This window comes from Streptomyces arenae, from assembly GCF_022343545.1.
In the GTDB taxonomy this organism is placed as follows: domain Bacteria; phylum Actinomycetota; class Actinomycetes; order Streptomycetales; family Streptomycetaceae; genus Streptomyces; species Streptomyces humi.
Genome location: NZ_JAKQYH010000025.1, coordinates 91,125 through 105,492 on the forward strand (window position 1 = coordinate 91,125; position 14,368 = coordinate 105,492).

The window sequence follows — 14,368 nt, forward strand, 5'->3', positions numbered from 1 at the left end:
GTGCTCGACGGGTCATCGGTGGCCATACCCGGTCGATTCCGATCGTGTGCCAGAAGCTACGACCCCAGGATCTCCGTGAGGTCGTACCGCACCGGTTCCTCCAACTGGGCGTACGTGCAGCTCTCCGGGGTGCGGTCCTGGCGCCAGCGGCGGAAGCGGGCCGTGTGCCGGAAACGGGCCCCGTTCTCCATGTGGTCGTACGCCACCTCCGCCACCCGCTCCGGCCGCAGCGGGATCCACGACAGGTCCTTCTTGCCGGACCAGCGGCTCGGCGCGCCGGGCAGCCGGGCCGACTCGTGGGCGGCCTCCTCCGCCCAGGCGGCCCACGGATGCCCGGCGACGTCGTCCATGCGCAGCGGCGCCAGCTCCTCGATCAGCTCGGCCCGCCGCTTCATCGCGAACGCGGCCGACACGCCCACGTGCTGGAGGGCGCCCCGGTCGTCGTACAGGCCGAGCAGCAGCGAGCCGACCACCGGGCCGCTCTTGTGGAGGCGGTAGCCCGCCACCACGACGTCGGCCGTCCGCTCGTGCTTGACCTTGAACATGGCCCGCTCGTCCTGGCGGTACCGCAGCGTCAGCGGCTTGGCGACGACCCCGTCGAGACCGGCCCCCTCGTACTGCTCGAACCACTGTCGGGCCACCTCGACATCGGTCGTCGCGGGCGCGAGGTGCACGGGCGGAGTCGCTCCGGCCAGGGCCCGGTCGAGCAGGGCGCGCCGGTCGGTCAGCGGGACGTCCAGGAGGGACTCGTCGGCCAGCGCCAGCAGGTCGAAGGCGACGAAGGAGGCGGGCGTCCGCTCCGCCAGCGTGCGCACCCGGGAGTCGGCCGGATGGATCCGCTCGGACAGCGCGTCGAAGTCCAGCCGGCCCTCCCGCGCGATCACGATCTCCCCGTCCAGCACGCACCGCTCGGGCACCCGCTCCGGCAGCGCCGCCACCAGTTCCGGGAAGTACCTGGTCAGTGATTTCCCGGTACGGCTGCCGATCTCCACCTCCGGGCCGTCCCGGAACACGATCGCGCGGAAGCCGTCCCACTTCGCCTCGTACTGCATGTCCGGCGGGATCCTCGCCACCGGTTTGGCGAGCATCGGCTTGACGGGCGGCATCACCGGCAGATCCATGGGTCCGACTCTACGAGCGCTCCCCAGGGCCCGCTCGTCGCGCGGCGCGGGCCGATGTGCGGGGCGGGGAGGGTACGCCTACCGTGGCCGCATGGGTGATGCGGTGCAACTGGAGGTGGCCGGCCGGACCGTGCGGCTGTCCAGCCCGGACAAGGTGTTCTTCCCGGAACGTGGTCTCACCAAGCTGGACGTCGCCCGCTACTACGCGGCCGTGGCCCCAGGCATCCTGCGTGCCCTGCGCGACCGTCCCACCACCCTCCAGCGCTATCCGGACGGCGTGGAGGGGGAGTGGTTCTACCAGAAACGCGCGCCCAAGGGCATGCCCGACTGGATCCCCACCGCCCACATCACCTTCCCCAGCGGCCGTACCGCGGACGAGATGTGCCCCACCGAGGAGGCCGCCGTGGTGTGGGCGGCGCAGTACGGCACCCTGACCTTCCATCCCTGGCCGGTCCGCCGCGGCGATGTCGACAGCCCCGACGAACTCCGCATCGACCTCGACCCGCAGCCCGGCACCGGCTTCTCCGACGCGGTCCGAGCCGCCCACGAACTGCGGGCGGTCCTGGCGGAGTTCGGCGGGCTGCGCGGCTGGCCCAAGACCTCCGGCGGCCGTGGCCTGCACGTCTTCGTGCCCATCGAACCCCGCTGGACCTTCACCCAGGTCCGGCGGGCCGCGATCGCCGTGGGCCGCGAACTGGAACGCCGGATGCCGGAGCAGGTCACCATCAAGTGGTGGAAGGAGGAACGCGGCGAGCGCATCTTCGTCGACTACAACCAGACCGCCCGCGACCGCACCATCGCCTCCGCGTACTCCCTGCGGCCCCACCCCAATGCCCCCGTCTCCGCGCCGCTGCGCTGGGACGAGGTCGACGACGTCCGTCCGGAGGACTTCGACCTCGTCACCATGCCGGCCCGGTTCGCGGAAGTCGGCGACGTGCACGCCGACATGGACGACCACGCCTTCTCCCTCGACGCCCTCCTGGAACTGGCCCGCCGCGACGAACACGAACACGGCCTCGGCGACCTGCCGTACCCGCCCGAGTACCCGAAGATGCCGGGCGAGCCGAAACGCGTCCAGCCGAGCCGAGCCCGCCCCGACCCCGCCTCCTGACCCACGGCCCCCCTCCTGACGCACCGATCCCCCCGCCGACCACCCCCTCCGCACCGCCGGCCTCCCGTCGGCCCGGGTCTGTTGCTCCGGGAGCGCTCACGCCGTCCCTTTCGCCCGGGGCTATGCTGATCGTCAGCCGCCGACGAGGAGGGCCGAGGTGTCCGAGGCAGTGTCGCGCCCCACGCTGGAGGCCGTGGCCGCGCGGGCCGGGGTGTCCAGGGCCACCGCGTCACGGGTCGTCAACGGCGGCGACGGGGTGCGCGAACCCCTCGTCGTCCGGGTCCGGCAGGCGGTCGCGGAACTCGGCTACGTACCCAACCAGGCGGCCCGTTCCCTGGTGACCAGACGGCACGACGCCGTCGCCGTCGTCATCGCCGAACCCGAGACCCGGATCTTCACGGACCCCTTCTTCGCCCTCCAGTTGCGCGGCATCAGCAAGGAGCTGACCGCCCACGACAACCAGCTCGTGCTGCTGCTCACCGAAGGCCGCGACGACCACGCGCGCGTGGCCCGCTATCTCGCCGGCGGTCATGTCGACGGCGCCCTCGTCTTCTCGCTCCACCTCGACGACCCGCTGCCCGGCCTCATCGAGGGCGCCAAGATCCCCACCGTGTTCGGCGGGCGGCCCGGCTGGAGCGACGGCTCGAAGGACGCCGTGTACGTCGACTGCGACAACCGGGGCGGCGCCCGGGACGCGGTACGCCATCTCGCCGGCCTCGGCCGGACCCGGATCGCGCACATCACCGGCCCCCTCGACCAGACCTCGGCGGCCGACCGCCTCGACGGCTACCGGGACGTCATGGGGGAGCCCGATCCACGCCTGATCGTGGCGAGCGACTTCACGCCGGCCGGCGGGGAGCGCGCCATGGCCGAACTCCTCGACCGCTGCCCGGACGTGGACGGCGTGTTCGCCGCCAACGACCTCACCGCGCTCGGTGCCCTGCGCGTGCTGCGCGAACGCGGCCGCCGGGTGCCCGAGGACGTGGCGGTGATCGGCTTCGACGACGTGCTGCCCGTCACCGAGCAGACCGGACCGTCGCTGACGACGGTCCGTCAGGACATCGAGGAGATGGGCCGGCTGATGGCCCGGCTGCTGCTGCGCACCCTGACCGGAGGCGCGTCGGCGCCCGCGCCGTCCAGCGTCGTCCTGCCCACGACACTGGTCCGCCGCGCGTCCGCCTAGGTCTCGCCCAGGTCCTGTCGCGGTCGGTTCAGGACTGCTGTGGATCGCTCCTGATCACCGCGAACCGGGCGCCGTACGGGTCCGCCAGTTTGGCCATCCGGCCCACCCCTTCCAGCGTGGTGGCCGGCATCCGCACCCTGCCGCCCGTCTGCTGGGCCTTCTCCACCACCGCGTCCGGGTCCTCGACCTCGAAGTACGGCAGCCAGTACGCGCCCGCCTGGGCCTCCGCCGGGTCCTCCGCCAGCGGGACCATCCCGCCGAACATCGACTCCTCGTCGCCCTGCGGCGGATTGACGCAGGTGTAGGTGCCACCCGGGAAGGGCAGCCCGGAGGTCTCCAGACCCAGCACCTTGTAGTAGAAGGCGGCGGCCGCCGCGATGTCCGCGGTGTACAGCTCGACCCAGCACAGCGAACCCGGTACGCCCGCCAGGTCCACGCCCTTGCGCAGCGCGGGCTGCCAGATCCCGAAGGGCACGCCCGCCTGGTCGGAGAGGAGCGCCATCCGGCCCTTGTCCATCACGTCCGTCGGCTGGACGAGGACGCCGCCGTGGGCCTGTTCGGCGGTCTTGGCGGTGGCCTGCGCGTCGTCGCTGCGGAAGTACACCGTCCAGGCCGGCGGGCCCTGTTCCGGAGTGGTCCCCACCCCGCCGGCCACGGTCCGGCCGTCCAGCTGGAAGAAGCCGTATCCGCCGGCATCGGGCCCCGCCGACTGGAACCGCCAGCCGAAGAGGCCGCCGTAGAAGGCGGCGGCGCCGTCGATCTCGGGTGTGCCCAGGTCGATCCAGTTGGGAGCGCCGTCGACGAAACGGGTGGTGAGCATCATCGCCCTCCTCGAAAGGGTCCTGTCCTCTGCTCTGCCGAGTCTTCCACCGCCCACTGACATTCAGTGCCCGACCACGCCAACCGATGAGGGTTACCCACGGTCACCCGGCACACCCGCCGAGTTGTGGATCCGTTCCGCGTGCCGCCGTGCAACCGAGGGGCGGTCGGGCGCATCATCGATGCTGGCGCGGTGTGCGGCCGACGCGTTGAGCGGGCGTTGATCGAACGTTTTTCGGGCCACGGCACGATCCTGGCCATGCACTTCGAGACCACCACCATGCCCCGCACGCCCGTCCCGGACTGGCATACGCAGGCGCTGTGCGCGCAGACCGGGGCGGACTTCTTCTTCCCTGAGCCCGGCAGCTCGGTGCGCGAGGCGAAGCGCATCTGCGGTATGTGCGAGATGCGTCCGGCCTGCCTGGAGTACGCGCTGGACAACGACGAACGCTTCGGAGTCTGGGGCGGCCTGTCCGAGAAGGAACGCCTGGAACTGCGCCGGGCCGCCCGCTAGCACCCACGGCACGGCACGGCACAGCACGGCGTGCGCGTCGTGCCGGTCCGGGTCACGCTGGAGGGCGGCGGTCCGGGCGCGAGGGCGAGGTTCCATGGGACACGCGCGGCAGGGGGGCGCCGGCGACGAGCGCCCCGCCGCCGTCGTGCTGTCCGGCAGGGACATGCTCCAGGGCCGTTTCCATCTCCTGGACATGGCCGGCATCGTGCTCTTCGCCGTGCTCTCGGTCCTCGGGGCCACCCCGAGCGGTACCAGCGGCGGGCGGCATGGCGCGTCGGCGCACCGCCCGCCGTTCCCACGGCGTCAGGCGCCGGCGCGGGCCGCCATCCGGGCCTTGCGCGCGGCCAGCTTCTCGTCGAACTTGAGGGCTTCCTCGTTCAGGCCGCCCATGAACAGGCCGAGTTCCTCCTGAGCCCGCAGCCCCTCCGGGCCGAGACCGTCGATCTCCAGGACCTTCAGGTGGCGCAGCACCGGCTGGAGCACGTCGTCGTGGTGGATGCGCAGGTTGTAGACCTCGCCGATCGCCATCTGGGCGGCGGCGCGCTCGAAGCCGGGAATGCCGTGGCCGGGCATCCGGAAGTTGACCACGACGTCCCGCACCGCCTGCATGGTCAGGTCGGGGGCCAGCTCGAACGCGGACTTCAGGAGGTTGCGGTAGAAGACCATGTGCAGGTTCTCGTCGGTCGCGATGCGGGCCAGCATGCGGTCGCAGACCGGGTCACCGGACTGGTGGCCGGTGTTGCGGTGCGAGATGCGGGTCGCGAGCTCCTGGAAGGCCACGTAGGCGACCGAGTGCAGCATCGAGTGGCTGTTGTCCGACTCGAAGCCCTCGCTCATGTGCGACATCCGGAAGGCTTCCAGCTTGTCCGGGTCGACCGCGCGCGAGGCGAGCAGGTAGTCACGCATCACGATGCCGTGCCGGCCCTCCTCGGCGGTCCAGCGGTGCACCCAGGTGCCCCAGGCGCCGTCCCGGCCGAACAGCGAGGCGATCTCGTGGTGGTAGCTGGGCAGGTTGTCCTCGGTGAGCAGGTTCACCACCAGGGCGATCCGGCCGATCTCGGTGACCTTGGACTGCTCCTTCTCCCAGGCCTGCCCGTCCTCGAAGAAACCGGGGAAGTTGCGGGCGTCGGTCCAGGGCACGTACTCGTGCGGCATCCAGTCCTTGGCGACCTTCAGATGGCGGTCCAGCTCCTTCTCGACCACTTCCTCCAGGGCGTACAGCAGCCGCGCGTCGGTCCAGGCGGACGTGCTGCCGAGGTGGGGAGAAGTGATCGTCACGAGAACTCCAGGGGGACGCCGAACAAGGGGGAGGGAACGCGAGAGAACCGGCGAGCGGGGCCGGGAACCTACGAGATCGTAGGCTACGAATCCGTAGGTTACGAAGCCGTAGGTTAAGTGCGCTGTAAAGACCGCTGATCAGGCGCCGTGCGCAAGGCGAATCGGGACATGCCAAGCTGGCGCCGGACCCGCAGGTCCCGGGGCCGCGGAGGGGAATCGACGCCCCGTCAGCCGTACAGCTCCCGCAGCCGGACCGAGAGGCACGTCACACATCCCTCCAGCTTCTCGAACTCGGAGATGTCCACCGTGACGACGTCGTGGCCGAGGTCGGTCAGCAGTTCCGCGGTCTTCGGCGCGCTCGCCGACATCAGCAACTTGCCGCCGCCGAGCAGCACCACGTGCGCGCCCGCCTCCTCGGGCACCGAGAGGAAGCCCGGGAACAGCGAGGGGCGGTCCACGTTCGGGATGTGCCCCAGAACCGTTCCGTCGGGCAGCGCGGTCACCGCCGACTTCAGGTGCAGCACCTTGCTCACCGGTACGGCCACCACGCGGGCCCCCAGCGGCTCGAACACGGCCCGCAGCTGCTGCACCCCGGCCGCGTTGGTCCGCCCGCCGCGGCCGACGTAGACCGTGTCGCCCACCTTCAGGACGTCACCGCCGTCCAGCGTGCCGGGTTCCCAGACCCAGTTGACGGAGCAGCCGAGGCGGGCCACCGCCTCCTCGACGCCCGCGGTCTCCGCGCGCCGGGACTCGGCGCCGGGCCGGGTGATCAGCGCCACGTTCCGGAACATGACGACCGTGTCCTCGACGAAGACCGAGTCCGGGCAGTCGTCCTCCGGGTCCACCTCGACGGTCTCCCAGCCGTGCGCGCTCAGCGCCTGCGCGTACGCCTCCCACTGCTCCTGGGCGAGTCCGACGTCGACCTTCTCCCGCTCGATGTGCGTCACCAGTCCTTCGGCGAGGCGCGGGCTGGGGCGGCGGATGAGGGCCTTCTTGCTGGGCACGTCGGGTCTCCGGGGTCGGGGGTGCGGTCCGGTGCCCGTGGTGGGGGCCCCGGACCGCCATCATGCAGGGCGGGCCGGTGTCGACAAAACCCCTGTTGTCAGGTCGTGCCCTCGCCGAGACGCGCCACCTCCTCCGGCGTGGTGGCCGTCAGCGCCCCGTCCGCCATCAGCAGCCAGCGGGTGATCCCGACCGATTCCAGGAACGGCACGTCGTGACTGGCCACGATCAGGGCGCCCTGGTACGACTCCAGGGCCGCGGTCAGCTGCCGGACGCTCGCCATGTCGAGGTTGTTCGTCGGCTCGTCCAGCATCAGCAGCTGCGGGGCGGGTTCGGCCAGCAGCAGCGCGGCCAGCGCCGCCCGGAAGCGTTCGCCGCCGGAGAGCGTGGCCGCCCTCTGGTCGGCGCGGGCGCCCCGGAACAGGAAGCGGGCCAGGCGCGCCCGGATCCGGTTGTTGGTGGCGCCCGGCGCGAACCGGGCCACGTTCGCCACGACGCTCAGCTCGTCGTCCAGGACGTCCAGGCGCTGCGGCAGGAAGCGCAGCGGCACATGCGTGTGCGCCTCGCCCGCGACCGGTGCCAGTTCCCCGGCGATCGTCCGCAGCAGCGTCGTCTTGCCCGCGCCGTTGCGCCCGATCAGCGCGATCCGCTCGGGGCCGCGCAGATCCAGGATTCCCTCGACCCGTGCGCCGTGGGCCAGTTCGAGGTTCTCCAGGGTCAGCACGTTGCGCCCCGGCGGCACGGCCGTGTACGGCAGTTCGACGCGGATCTCGTCGTCGTCCCGTACCGCCTCCACCGCCTCGTCGAGCCGTTCCCGCGCCTCTGCGAGCCGCTCCTCGTGCATGATGCGGTGCTTGCCCGCGGACTCCTGCGCGGCCCGTCTGCGCGCCCCCATGACGATCTTCGGTTCGCGTTTCTGCTCGAACATCTTCTGCCCGTAGCGCTTGCGGCGGGCCAGTTTCACCTGGGCGTCGGACAGTTCGCGCCGCTGCTTGCGGACGTCGGCCTCGGCGACCCGCACCATGCGCTCGGCCGCCTCCTGTTCGACGGCCAGGGCCTCCTCGTACGCCGAGAAGTTGCCGCCGTACCAGGTGACCTCCCCGCTGTGCAGATCGGCGATCTGGTCGACCAGGTCGAGGAGTTCGCGGTCGTGGCTGACCACGATCAGCACGCCGGGCCAGGAGGTGACGGCCGCGTACAGGCGCTTGCGGGCGTACAGGTCGAGGTTGTTGGTGGGCTCGTCCAGCAGCAGCACGTCCGGGCGGCGCAGGAGCAGCGCGGCCAGCCGCAGCAGCACCGACTCGCCGCCGGAGACCTCGCCGACGGTCCGGTCCAGGCCGATGTGGCCGAGTCCCAGTTCGCCGAGGGTGACGAGGGCGCGCTCCTCCACGTCCCAGTCGTCGCCGAGGGTCTCGAAGTGCGCGTCGGACACGTCACCCGCCTCGATGGCGCCCAGCGCGGCCCGCCGGGCGGCGATGCCGAGCACCTCGTCGACACGCAGCGCGGTGTCCAGCGTGACGTTCTGCGGGAGGCAGCCGACCTCGCCGGCCACCTTCACGGTGCCGTCCGACGGGGTGAGTTCGCCGGCGACGAGCTTGAGAAGGGTCGATTTCCCTGATCCGTTGACGCCGACCAGACCGGTGCGGCCGGGGCCGAAGGAGACGTCGAGGCCCTCGAAGACGGTGGAGCCGTCGGGCCAGGAGAAGGACAGGGCGGTACAGGTGACGGAAGCAGACATAAGGGCGCCTCGCGGTTGCTTGCGGTGTCGGGGGCAAACGCGTGTCGAGACACCGCGGGGCAGCAGCCGAGGGGCCGGGGAAGGGGTCCCGCGCCGGAGGACGGCTCGTACGCCGAGGTCGAACGCCACAGACACACCTCACGGGTGTGACGCGGTGTCTCAGGACCTCAGACGAGCAACGTCCTTCTCCAATCGACGGCAACAGGACGTGGTACAGGCTAGGAAGGCGCCAGGAGGGGTGTCAAAGGAATTAAGCCCGTACGGGCACGGGCCGTGGTTCAGGCGTCCCGCATCAGTTCGGCCAGGTCGTGGTCCAGGTCCAGCTGGAGGTGTTCGAGTCCGGCCGGCACCAGATCCCCGGTGGCCTCCAGGAAGCGGGTTATCTCGCCGGTGCGCACATGGACGACGGCGGTGCCCTCGGGGGCGTGGAACTCCAGCACCGTCCGGTCGTAGCCGTACGGCCGCACCCGCACGTCCCCGTCGCCCTCCGGGGCGTGCAGTCCGGCCGCGAGCAGCTCACGGGAGAAGGTCCAGCAGACGTCGACGCCCTCCAGGGTGGCCGGCGCGGGGAAGGTCATGCGGACGGCGAACGGGTCCTCGCGGTCGTAGCGCAGGGTGGCGGGAATGCTCGGCATGCGCGGTGACGCGGCGACCAGGCGGGCCTCTACGGGCTGCTCGATGACGGTGGACAACGCCTTGCTCCCTCGTGACGACTGAACGAATATCCGGGCGGGTGGGGCCTGGCACTGGAAGAGACGACGGAAGCGGCAGATCCGTGCACACGAAGGGCGAGTGACCTCTGTCACCGGGGTTATTCACACCGTCGGCTTACCTCTGGCGGGGTCAGGGGGCCCTCTGGACGTCACCGGGACAGTGGGCTAGCTTCGCGCGCCATGAGGCGTATGGGGAGCACGCGACGGACCGGACGGGCACGACGGACGAGGCGGGTGGCGGCCGTGGGGGTGGCGTGCACGGCGATCCTGGCCGCGCTGACCGCGGGCTCCGCGCACGCCGCGGCACCGGCGCCCCACTGGGCGCTCAAGGACACCGGCACGCCCGGCGTGCGCTTCCGCGGCCTGGCCGCCGTCGACCGGCACACCGCCTGGCTGGCGGGGACCGGCGGCACCGTGCTGCGCACCACGGACGGCGGGTCCGACTGGCGGAACGTCTCCCCGCCGGGCGCGGGCGACCTCCAGTTCCGGGACGTGGAGGCGTTCGACGCCCGCCACGCGGTGGTCCTGGCCATCGGCGAGGGCGAGGCGTCCCGCGTCTACCGCACCGAGGACGGCGGAGCGACCTGGACCGAGTCGTTCCGCAACACCGACCCGGCCGCCTTCTACGACTGCCTGGCCTTCTTCGACCGCCGCCACGGCCTCGCCATGAGCGACCCCGTCGACGGCAGGTTCCGCATCCTGTCCACGAGCGACGGCGGCCGCTCCTGGCGGGTGCTGCCGGACTCCGGGATGCCGGCCGCCCTGGACGGCGAGGCGGGCTTCGCGGCGAGCGGCCAGTGCCTGGTGACCTCCGGACCGAAGGACGCCTGGCTGGCCACCGGCGGCGGCGCGCACGCGCGCGTGCTGCACTCCGCCGACCGCGGACTTACCTGGACCGCCGCCGACACGCCGATCCCGGCGGGCGACCCCGCCAGGGGCGTCTTCGCCCTCGCCTTCCGCGACCGCGCCCACGGCCTCGCCGTCGGCGGCGACTACCGGGCCGGCCAGCCCTCCCCGCAGGCGGCCGCGGCCACCCCGGACGGCGGTCGCACCTGGCGGCAGGCATCCACCCCGCCGCCCGGCTACCGCTCCGGCGTCGCCTGGCTCCCGCACAGCCGCACCGCGGCCCTCGCCGTCGGCCCCACCGGCACCGACCTCACCACCGACGGCGGCCGTACCTGGCGCACGGTCGACACCGGTTCCTACGACACCGTGTCCTGCACCCCGGACCTGAGCTGCTGGGCCGCCGGCGAGCAGGGGCGGGCGGCGCGTCTGGAGGGCTGAACCGCGGGTACCCGGTGGCGGCACAGTCACGAAGGGAGCGTTCGTCATGCCACGCGGATCCAGTCCCAAGCGGGAACGCCAGTACGAGCACATCAAGGAGAGTGCGCGCGACCGGGGCGAGAGCGAGAGCCGTGCCGAGGAGATCGCCGCCCGGACCGTCAACAAGGAACGCGCCCGGTCCGGCGAGTCGAAGACCGCGAGCCGTACGTCCACCCAGGACATGTCGTCCGGCAGTCGCGGCGGCAAGCGATCGCACAGCGGCTCCGAGGGCCCGACCCGGGACCAGCTCTACAACGAGGCCAAGCAGCGCGGCATCGAGGGCCGGTCCAGCATGAACAAGGCCCAGCTGCAACGCGCGGTGAACGCCAAGAAGAGCTGACCCGCCGTACGAACCCTCCGCACTCCCGTGGCGGCACGCGCGCGTGCCGCCACGTACGCTCATGGCCACCATGACGACCGTACGCATGCCCGCGGGCTGGCCCGCGACCGAGGAAGCCGCCCTGGCCGTACAGGACGAACTGCGGGGGCGGGTGGTCCTCGACGAGCCGGGCCCGGCGCCCGGCACCGGGCACGTCACGGGCGTCGACGTCGCCTACGACGACGAACGCGACCTGGTCGCCGCGGCGGCCGTCGTGCTGGACGCGGCCACCTTGGAGACCGTCGCCGAGGCGACGGCCGTCGGCCGGGTCTCCTTCCCGTACGTGCCCGGCCTGCTCGCCTTCCGCGAGATCCCCACCGTGCGGGCCGCCCTCGACGCCCTGCCCTGCCCGCCCGGACTGGTGGTCTGCGACGGCTACGGTCTGGCCCACCCGCGCCGCTTCGGCCTAGCGAGCCACCTCGGCGTCCTCACCGGCCTGCCCACCATCGGCGTCGCCAAGAACCCCTTCACCTTCGCGTACGACGACCCGGGCGTCCCGCGCGGCAGCCACGCGCCGTTGCTCGCCGGCACCGAGGAGGTCGGCCGCGCCCTGCGCACCCGGGACGCCGTCAAACCGGTGTTCGTCTCCGTCGGCCACCGGGTGGGCCTGGACGAGGCCTGCGCCCACACGCTCGCGCTCACCCCGGAGTACCGCCTGCCGGAGACCACCCGCCGCGCGGACGCGCTGTGCCGCAGAGCGCTGCGGGAGGCCCGGACCGAGTAGCGATTCTGAGTACGAGTACGGATGCCGCTGTTACAGTCCGGCGGCAGGCTGACCGCATGACGACACAACGTAAGTCCCTGGCCAACCCCGCCCGGCCCGTCGAGGGCCCCATGACGGCCGTGCTGGTCCTCGCCGTGGTGGCGGGGCTCGCATGGACGGTCGGGATGCTCTACACCGTGCTCCAGTGGCAGGCCTAGAGGCCGCGACCCCAGGGGTTCACCGGGTCGCCGCCACCCGGAACCCGATCCCGGCCGCCCGCAGCCGTTCGATGAGCGCGTCACCCATCGCCTGCGCGGTGGTGACCTGGCCGGCGGTCGGGGGCAGGGCGTCGAGGGCGAGGGACAGCGCCCCTTCGGCGAACATCTTCGCCGTCTCGCCGTAACCGGGATCGCCGCCCGAGACCTCCGTGAAGACGCGCCGGCCGCCGCCCTCGCCGACGAACCGCACCGTGAACCAGCTGCGCGCCCGCTTCTCGGCGCTCGGCCCCTCGCCGGGCCTGAGCCGGTCCGAGAGCCAGCGCCGGGCGGACGGCACCTGGGCGGCCGCGACGACCGCGCCCACGGCCGCGACCCCGCCGAGCGCCACCGGCAGATGCCGGACGGCCGCGTAGTGCCGGTAGCGGAAGTCGGGCCCGTAACGCTCCAGGGCCCTCGCCGAACGGCGCACGATCTGGGCGTCGATGGTGGGCAGCGGCAGCGCCCAGGCCCCGATCTCCGCGGCGAACCGGGGCGCCCCGGCCGGCGCGGTCGCCCGCCTGTCCAGCAGCCGGGGCTCGTGCCGGGCCCGGTCCCGCGCGGCGGCGGCCATCTGCCGGGGACGCGCGAACTGGTCCAGCGCGGAGGCGAAGGTGCCCCCGGAGAAGGCCGCGTCGGCGGTCACGAAACCGTCCACCGTCAGGGGCACGCCCTCCGGCAGCCGGCGGACGGTGAAGTACGCGCCCAGGTCGTGCGGGACCGAGTCGAAGCCGCACGCGTGCACCAGACGGGCGCCGGTCTCCCGCGCGCGTGCGTCGTGCCGGACGTACATCAGGTCCACGAACTCGGGCTCGCCGCACAGGTCGAGGTAGTCGGCCCCGGTGTCCGCGCAGGCCGCGACCAGGTCCTCGCCGTACCGGCCGTACGGGCCGACCGTCGAGGCCACCACGCGCGCGTGATCGGCGAGGGCGCGGACCGAGGCCGGGTCCCCGACATCGGCGCGCAGCAGCCCGACCTCCGTACCGCCCGGCAGCCGTTCGCGCAGCGCCTCCAGCTTGCGTTCGTCACGGGCCGCGAGCGCCCAGCGCAGGCCCGCGGGGGCGTGCGCGGCCAGGTACTCGGCGGTGAGCCCGCCGACGAAGCCGGTGGCTCCGAACAGCACGATGTCGTACGGACGGTCCGTCGTTTTCAGCCTGCTCATGACACCCCTCGGTCCTGCAACCCGCGCCGTTGTCGGTGGCTGAGGCTAGCGTGAGGGGTGCGGACGCACCCCCACCGGGTATCTTGACTAAGCGCTTGCTCGTCCACTCTTGTGCCCAGTGGAACCGGTTCTTAGCATCGTCGGTGTTACATCAGTTGTGTCACATGACTGGGGGCGGCATGACCACGGCAGGGACGCCAGGACACGGCCCGCTCTCCGGCGTGCGCGTGGTCGAGCTGGCCGGCATCGGACCGGGTCCGTTCGCCGCCATGCTCCTCGCCGACCTGGGCGCCGACGTGGTCCGCGTCGACCGGCCGGGCGGCCAGGGCCTCGCGATCGACCCCGCCCACGACGTCACCAACCGCAACAAGCGCTCGGTACTCGTCGACCTGAAGTCCACGGACGGCCCCGCCCGCGTCCTCGACCTGGCCGCCCGGGCCGACATCCTGATCGAGGGCTACCGCCCCGGCGTCGCCGAGCGCCTCGGTGTCGGCCCCGCGGACTGCCACGCGCGCAACCCCCGTCTGGTCTACGGCCGGATGACCGGCTGGGGCCAGGAGGGGCCGCTGGCCCACCGCGCCGGCCACGACATCGCCTACATCGCCCTCACCGGCACCCTCGGCATGATCGGCCGCCCCGACGAACCGCCGGCCGTCCCCGCCAACCTCCTCGGCGACTACGCGGGCGGCTCCCTCTACCTGGTGGTCGGCGTCCTGGCCGCACTGCACCACGCGCGCGCGACCGGTACCGGCCAGGTGGTGGACGCCGCCATCGTGGACGGCACCGCACACCTCGCGTCGATGATCCACGGCATGGTGGCCGCGGGCCGCTGGCAGGACCGGCGCGGCGCCAACCTGCTGGACGGCGGCTGCCCGTACTACGGCACCTACGAGACCGCCGACGGCGGCCACATGGCGGTCGGCGCCCTGGAGCCGCAGTTCTACGCGGAGTTCCTCGACCGGCTCGGGGGCGTCGCCGACCTGGCCGACGCCCGCAAGGACTGGACCCGCTGGGGTGAACTGCGCGAGCGGGTCGCCGCCCGCTTCAAGGAGCGCTCGCGGGCCGAGT

Annotated in this window: 15 protein-coding genes; 8 read left to right on the forward strand and 7 right to left on the reverse strand. The window is 72.5% G+C overall.

Features of this window, described 5'->3' with window-relative positions; translation table 11 throughout:
- Positions 1–56: 56 nt before the first annotated feature.
- A complete protein-coding gene (locus MB828_RS13395) occupies positions 57–1,121 on the reverse strand; it encodes an ATP-dependent DNA ligase (protein WP_301648335.1) in 1,065 nt (354 codons plus the stop codon).
- Between the two features lie 91 nt (positions 1,122–1,212).
- On the opposite strand from MB828_RS13395, the gene ligD reads away from it, so the two are divergent.
- Both ligD and MB828_RS13405 read left to right on the forward strand, forming a co-directional pair.
- Positions 1,213–2,232 (forward strand): non-homologous end-joining DNA ligase, encoded by a 1,020-nt coding sequence (gene ligD, locus MB828_RS13400; protein WP_301648336.1) that lies wholly within the window; start codon positions 1,213–1,215, stop codon positions 2,230–2,232.
- Between the two features lie 157 nt (positions 2,233–2,389).
- Positions 2,390–3,415, forward strand: coding sequence for a LacI family DNA-binding transcriptional regulator (locus MB828_RS13405; RefSeq protein WP_301648337.1), 1,026 nt, complete (start codon positions 2,390–2,392; stop codon positions 3,413–3,415).
- Positions 3,416–3,443: 28 nt separating this feature from the next.
- On the opposite strand, the gene MB828_RS13410 is transcribed toward MB828_RS13405, so the two are convergent.
- Positions 3,444–4,235: a VOC family protein gene (locus MB828_RS13410; RefSeq protein ID WP_301648347.1), complete on the reverse strand. Its 792-nt coding sequence runs from the start codon at positions 4,233–4,235 to the stop codon at positions 3,444–3,446.
- Between the two features lie 258 nt (positions 4,236–4,493).
- On the opposite strand from MB828_RS13410, the gene MB828_RS13415 reads away from it, so the two are divergent.
- Positions 4,494–4,748: a WhiB family transcriptional regulator gene (locus tag MB828_RS13415; RefSeq protein WP_133028594.1), complete on the forward strand. Its 255-nt coding sequence runs from the start codon at positions 4,494–4,496 to the stop codon at positions 4,746–4,748.
- A gap of 303 nt (positions 4,749–5,051) precedes the next feature.
- Here MB828_RS13415 and MB828_RS13420 read toward each other — a convergent pair whose 3' ends face one another.
- The 4 genes from MB828_RS13420 to MB828_RS13435 all read right to left on the reverse strand — a co-directional run bounded on the left by MB828_RS13420 (position 5,052) and on the right by MB828_RS13435 (position 9,458).
- Positions 5,052–6,026: an acyl-ACP desaturase gene (locus tag MB828_RS13420; RefSeq protein ID WP_301648338.1), complete on the reverse strand. Its 975-nt coding sequence runs from the start codon at positions 6,024–6,026 to the stop codon at positions 5,052–5,054.
- Positions 6,027–6,253: 227 nt separating this feature from the next.
- On the reverse strand, positions 6,254–7,030 hold the full coding sequence (gene ddaH, locus MB828_RS13425; RefSeq protein WP_301648339.1) for a dimethylargininase: 777 nt from the start codon (positions 7,028–7,030) through the stop codon (positions 6,254–6,256).
- A 98-nt stretch (positions 7,031–7,128) separates the two neighbouring features.
- Positions 7,129–8,766, reverse strand: a complete 1,638-nt coding sequence (locus tag MB828_RS13430) for an ABC-F family ATP-binding cassette domain-containing protein (RefSeq protein WP_301648340.1) — start codon at positions 8,764–8,766, stop codon at positions 7,129–7,131.
- Positions 8,767–9,044: 278 nt separating this feature from the next.
- Complete coding sequence (locus MB828_RS13435; RefSeq protein ID WP_301648341.1) at positions 9,045–9,458, reverse strand: SsgA family sporulation/cell division regulator; 414 nt, start codon at positions 9,456–9,458, stop codon at positions 9,045–9,047.
- Positions 9,459–9,668: 210 nt separating this feature from the next.
- Here MB828_RS13435 and MB828_RS13440 point away from each other — a divergent pair, with 210 nt between their 5' ends.
- The 4 genes from MB828_RS13440 (at position 9,669) to mmpA (ending at position 12,102) form a co-directional block, all read left to right on the forward strand.
- Positions 9,669–10,763, forward strand: coding sequence for a WD40/YVTN/BNR-like repeat-containing protein (locus MB828_RS13440; protein ID WP_301648342.1), 1,095 nt, complete (start codon positions 9,669–9,671; stop codon positions 10,761–10,763).
- A 46-nt stretch (positions 10,764–10,809) separates the two neighbouring features.
- Positions 10,810–11,142 (forward strand): plasmid stabilization protein, encoded by a 333-nt coding sequence (locus MB828_RS13445; protein WP_133028553.1) that lies wholly within the window; start codon positions 10,810–10,812, stop codon positions 11,140–11,142.
- 70 nt (positions 11,143–11,212) lie between these two features.
- Positions 11,213–11,905, forward strand: a complete 693-nt coding sequence (locus MB828_RS13450) for an endonuclease V (RefSeq protein ID WP_301648343.1) — start codon at positions 11,213–11,215, stop codon at positions 11,903–11,905.
- 56 nt (positions 11,906–11,961) lie between these two features.
- Positions 11,962–12,102 carry a morphogenic membrane protein MmpA gene (mmpA, locus tag MB828_RS13455; RefSeq protein WP_165941711.1) on the forward strand — a complete coding sequence of 47 codons (141 nt, stop codon included), beginning with the start codon at positions 11,962–11,964 and terminating at the stop codon, positions 12,100–12,102.
- A gap of 19 nt (positions 12,103–12,121) precedes the next feature.
- Here mmpA and MB828_RS13460 read toward each other — a convergent pair whose 3' ends face one another.
- On the reverse strand, positions 12,122–13,300 hold the full coding sequence (locus MB828_RS13460; RefSeq protein ID WP_301648344.1) for a saccharopine dehydrogenase family protein: 1,179 nt from the start codon (positions 13,298–13,300) through the stop codon (positions 12,122–12,124).
- A gap of 179 nt (positions 13,301–13,479) precedes the next feature.
- Here MB828_RS13460 and MB828_RS13465 point away from each other — a divergent pair.
- Positions 13,480–14,368: CaiB/BaiF CoA transferase family protein (locus MB828_RS13465; RefSeq protein ID WP_301648345.1), on the forward strand; the 889-nt coding region annotated here is incomplete at its 3' end.

Coding starts and splice junctions, on each gene's coding strand:
- MB828_RS13460 (WP_301648344.1), bottom strand. CDS start 13,300: ATGAGCAGGCTGAAAACGACGGACCGTCCGTACGACATCGTGCTGTTC.
- ligD (WP_301648336.1), top strand. CDS start 1,213: ATGGGTGATGCGGTGCAACTGGAGGTGGCCGGCCGGACCGTGCGGCTG.
- MB828_RS13450 (WP_301648343.1), top strand. CDS start 11,213: ATGACGACCGTACGCATGCCCGCGGGCTGGCCCGCGACCGAGGAAGCC.
- mmpA (WP_165941711.1), top strand. CDS start 11,962: ATGACGACACAACGTAAGTCCCTGGCCAACCCCGCCCGGCCCGTCGAG.
- MB828_RS13415 (WP_133028594.1), top strand. CDS start 4,494: ATGCACTTCGAGACCACCACCATGCCCCGCACGCCCGTCCCGGACTGG.
- MB828_RS13445 (WP_133028553.1), top strand. CDS start 10,810: ATGCCACGCGGATCCAGTCCCAAGCGGGAACGCCAGTACGAGCACATC.
- MB828_RS13440 (WP_301648342.1), top strand. CDS start 9,669: ATGGGGAGCACGCGACGGACCGGACGGGCACGACGGACGAGGCGGGTG.
- MB828_RS13430 (WP_301648340.1), bottom strand. CDS start 8,766: ATGTCTGCTTCCGTCACCTGTACCGCCCTGTCCTTCTCCTGGCCCGAC.
- MB828_RS13395 (WP_301648335.1), bottom strand. CDS start 1,121: ATGGATCTGCCGGTGATGCCGCCCGTCAAGCCGATGCTCGCCAAACCG.
- MB828_RS13410 (WP_301648347.1), bottom strand. CDS start 4,235: ATGCTCACCACCCGTTTCGTCGACGGCGCTCCCAACTGGATCGACCTG.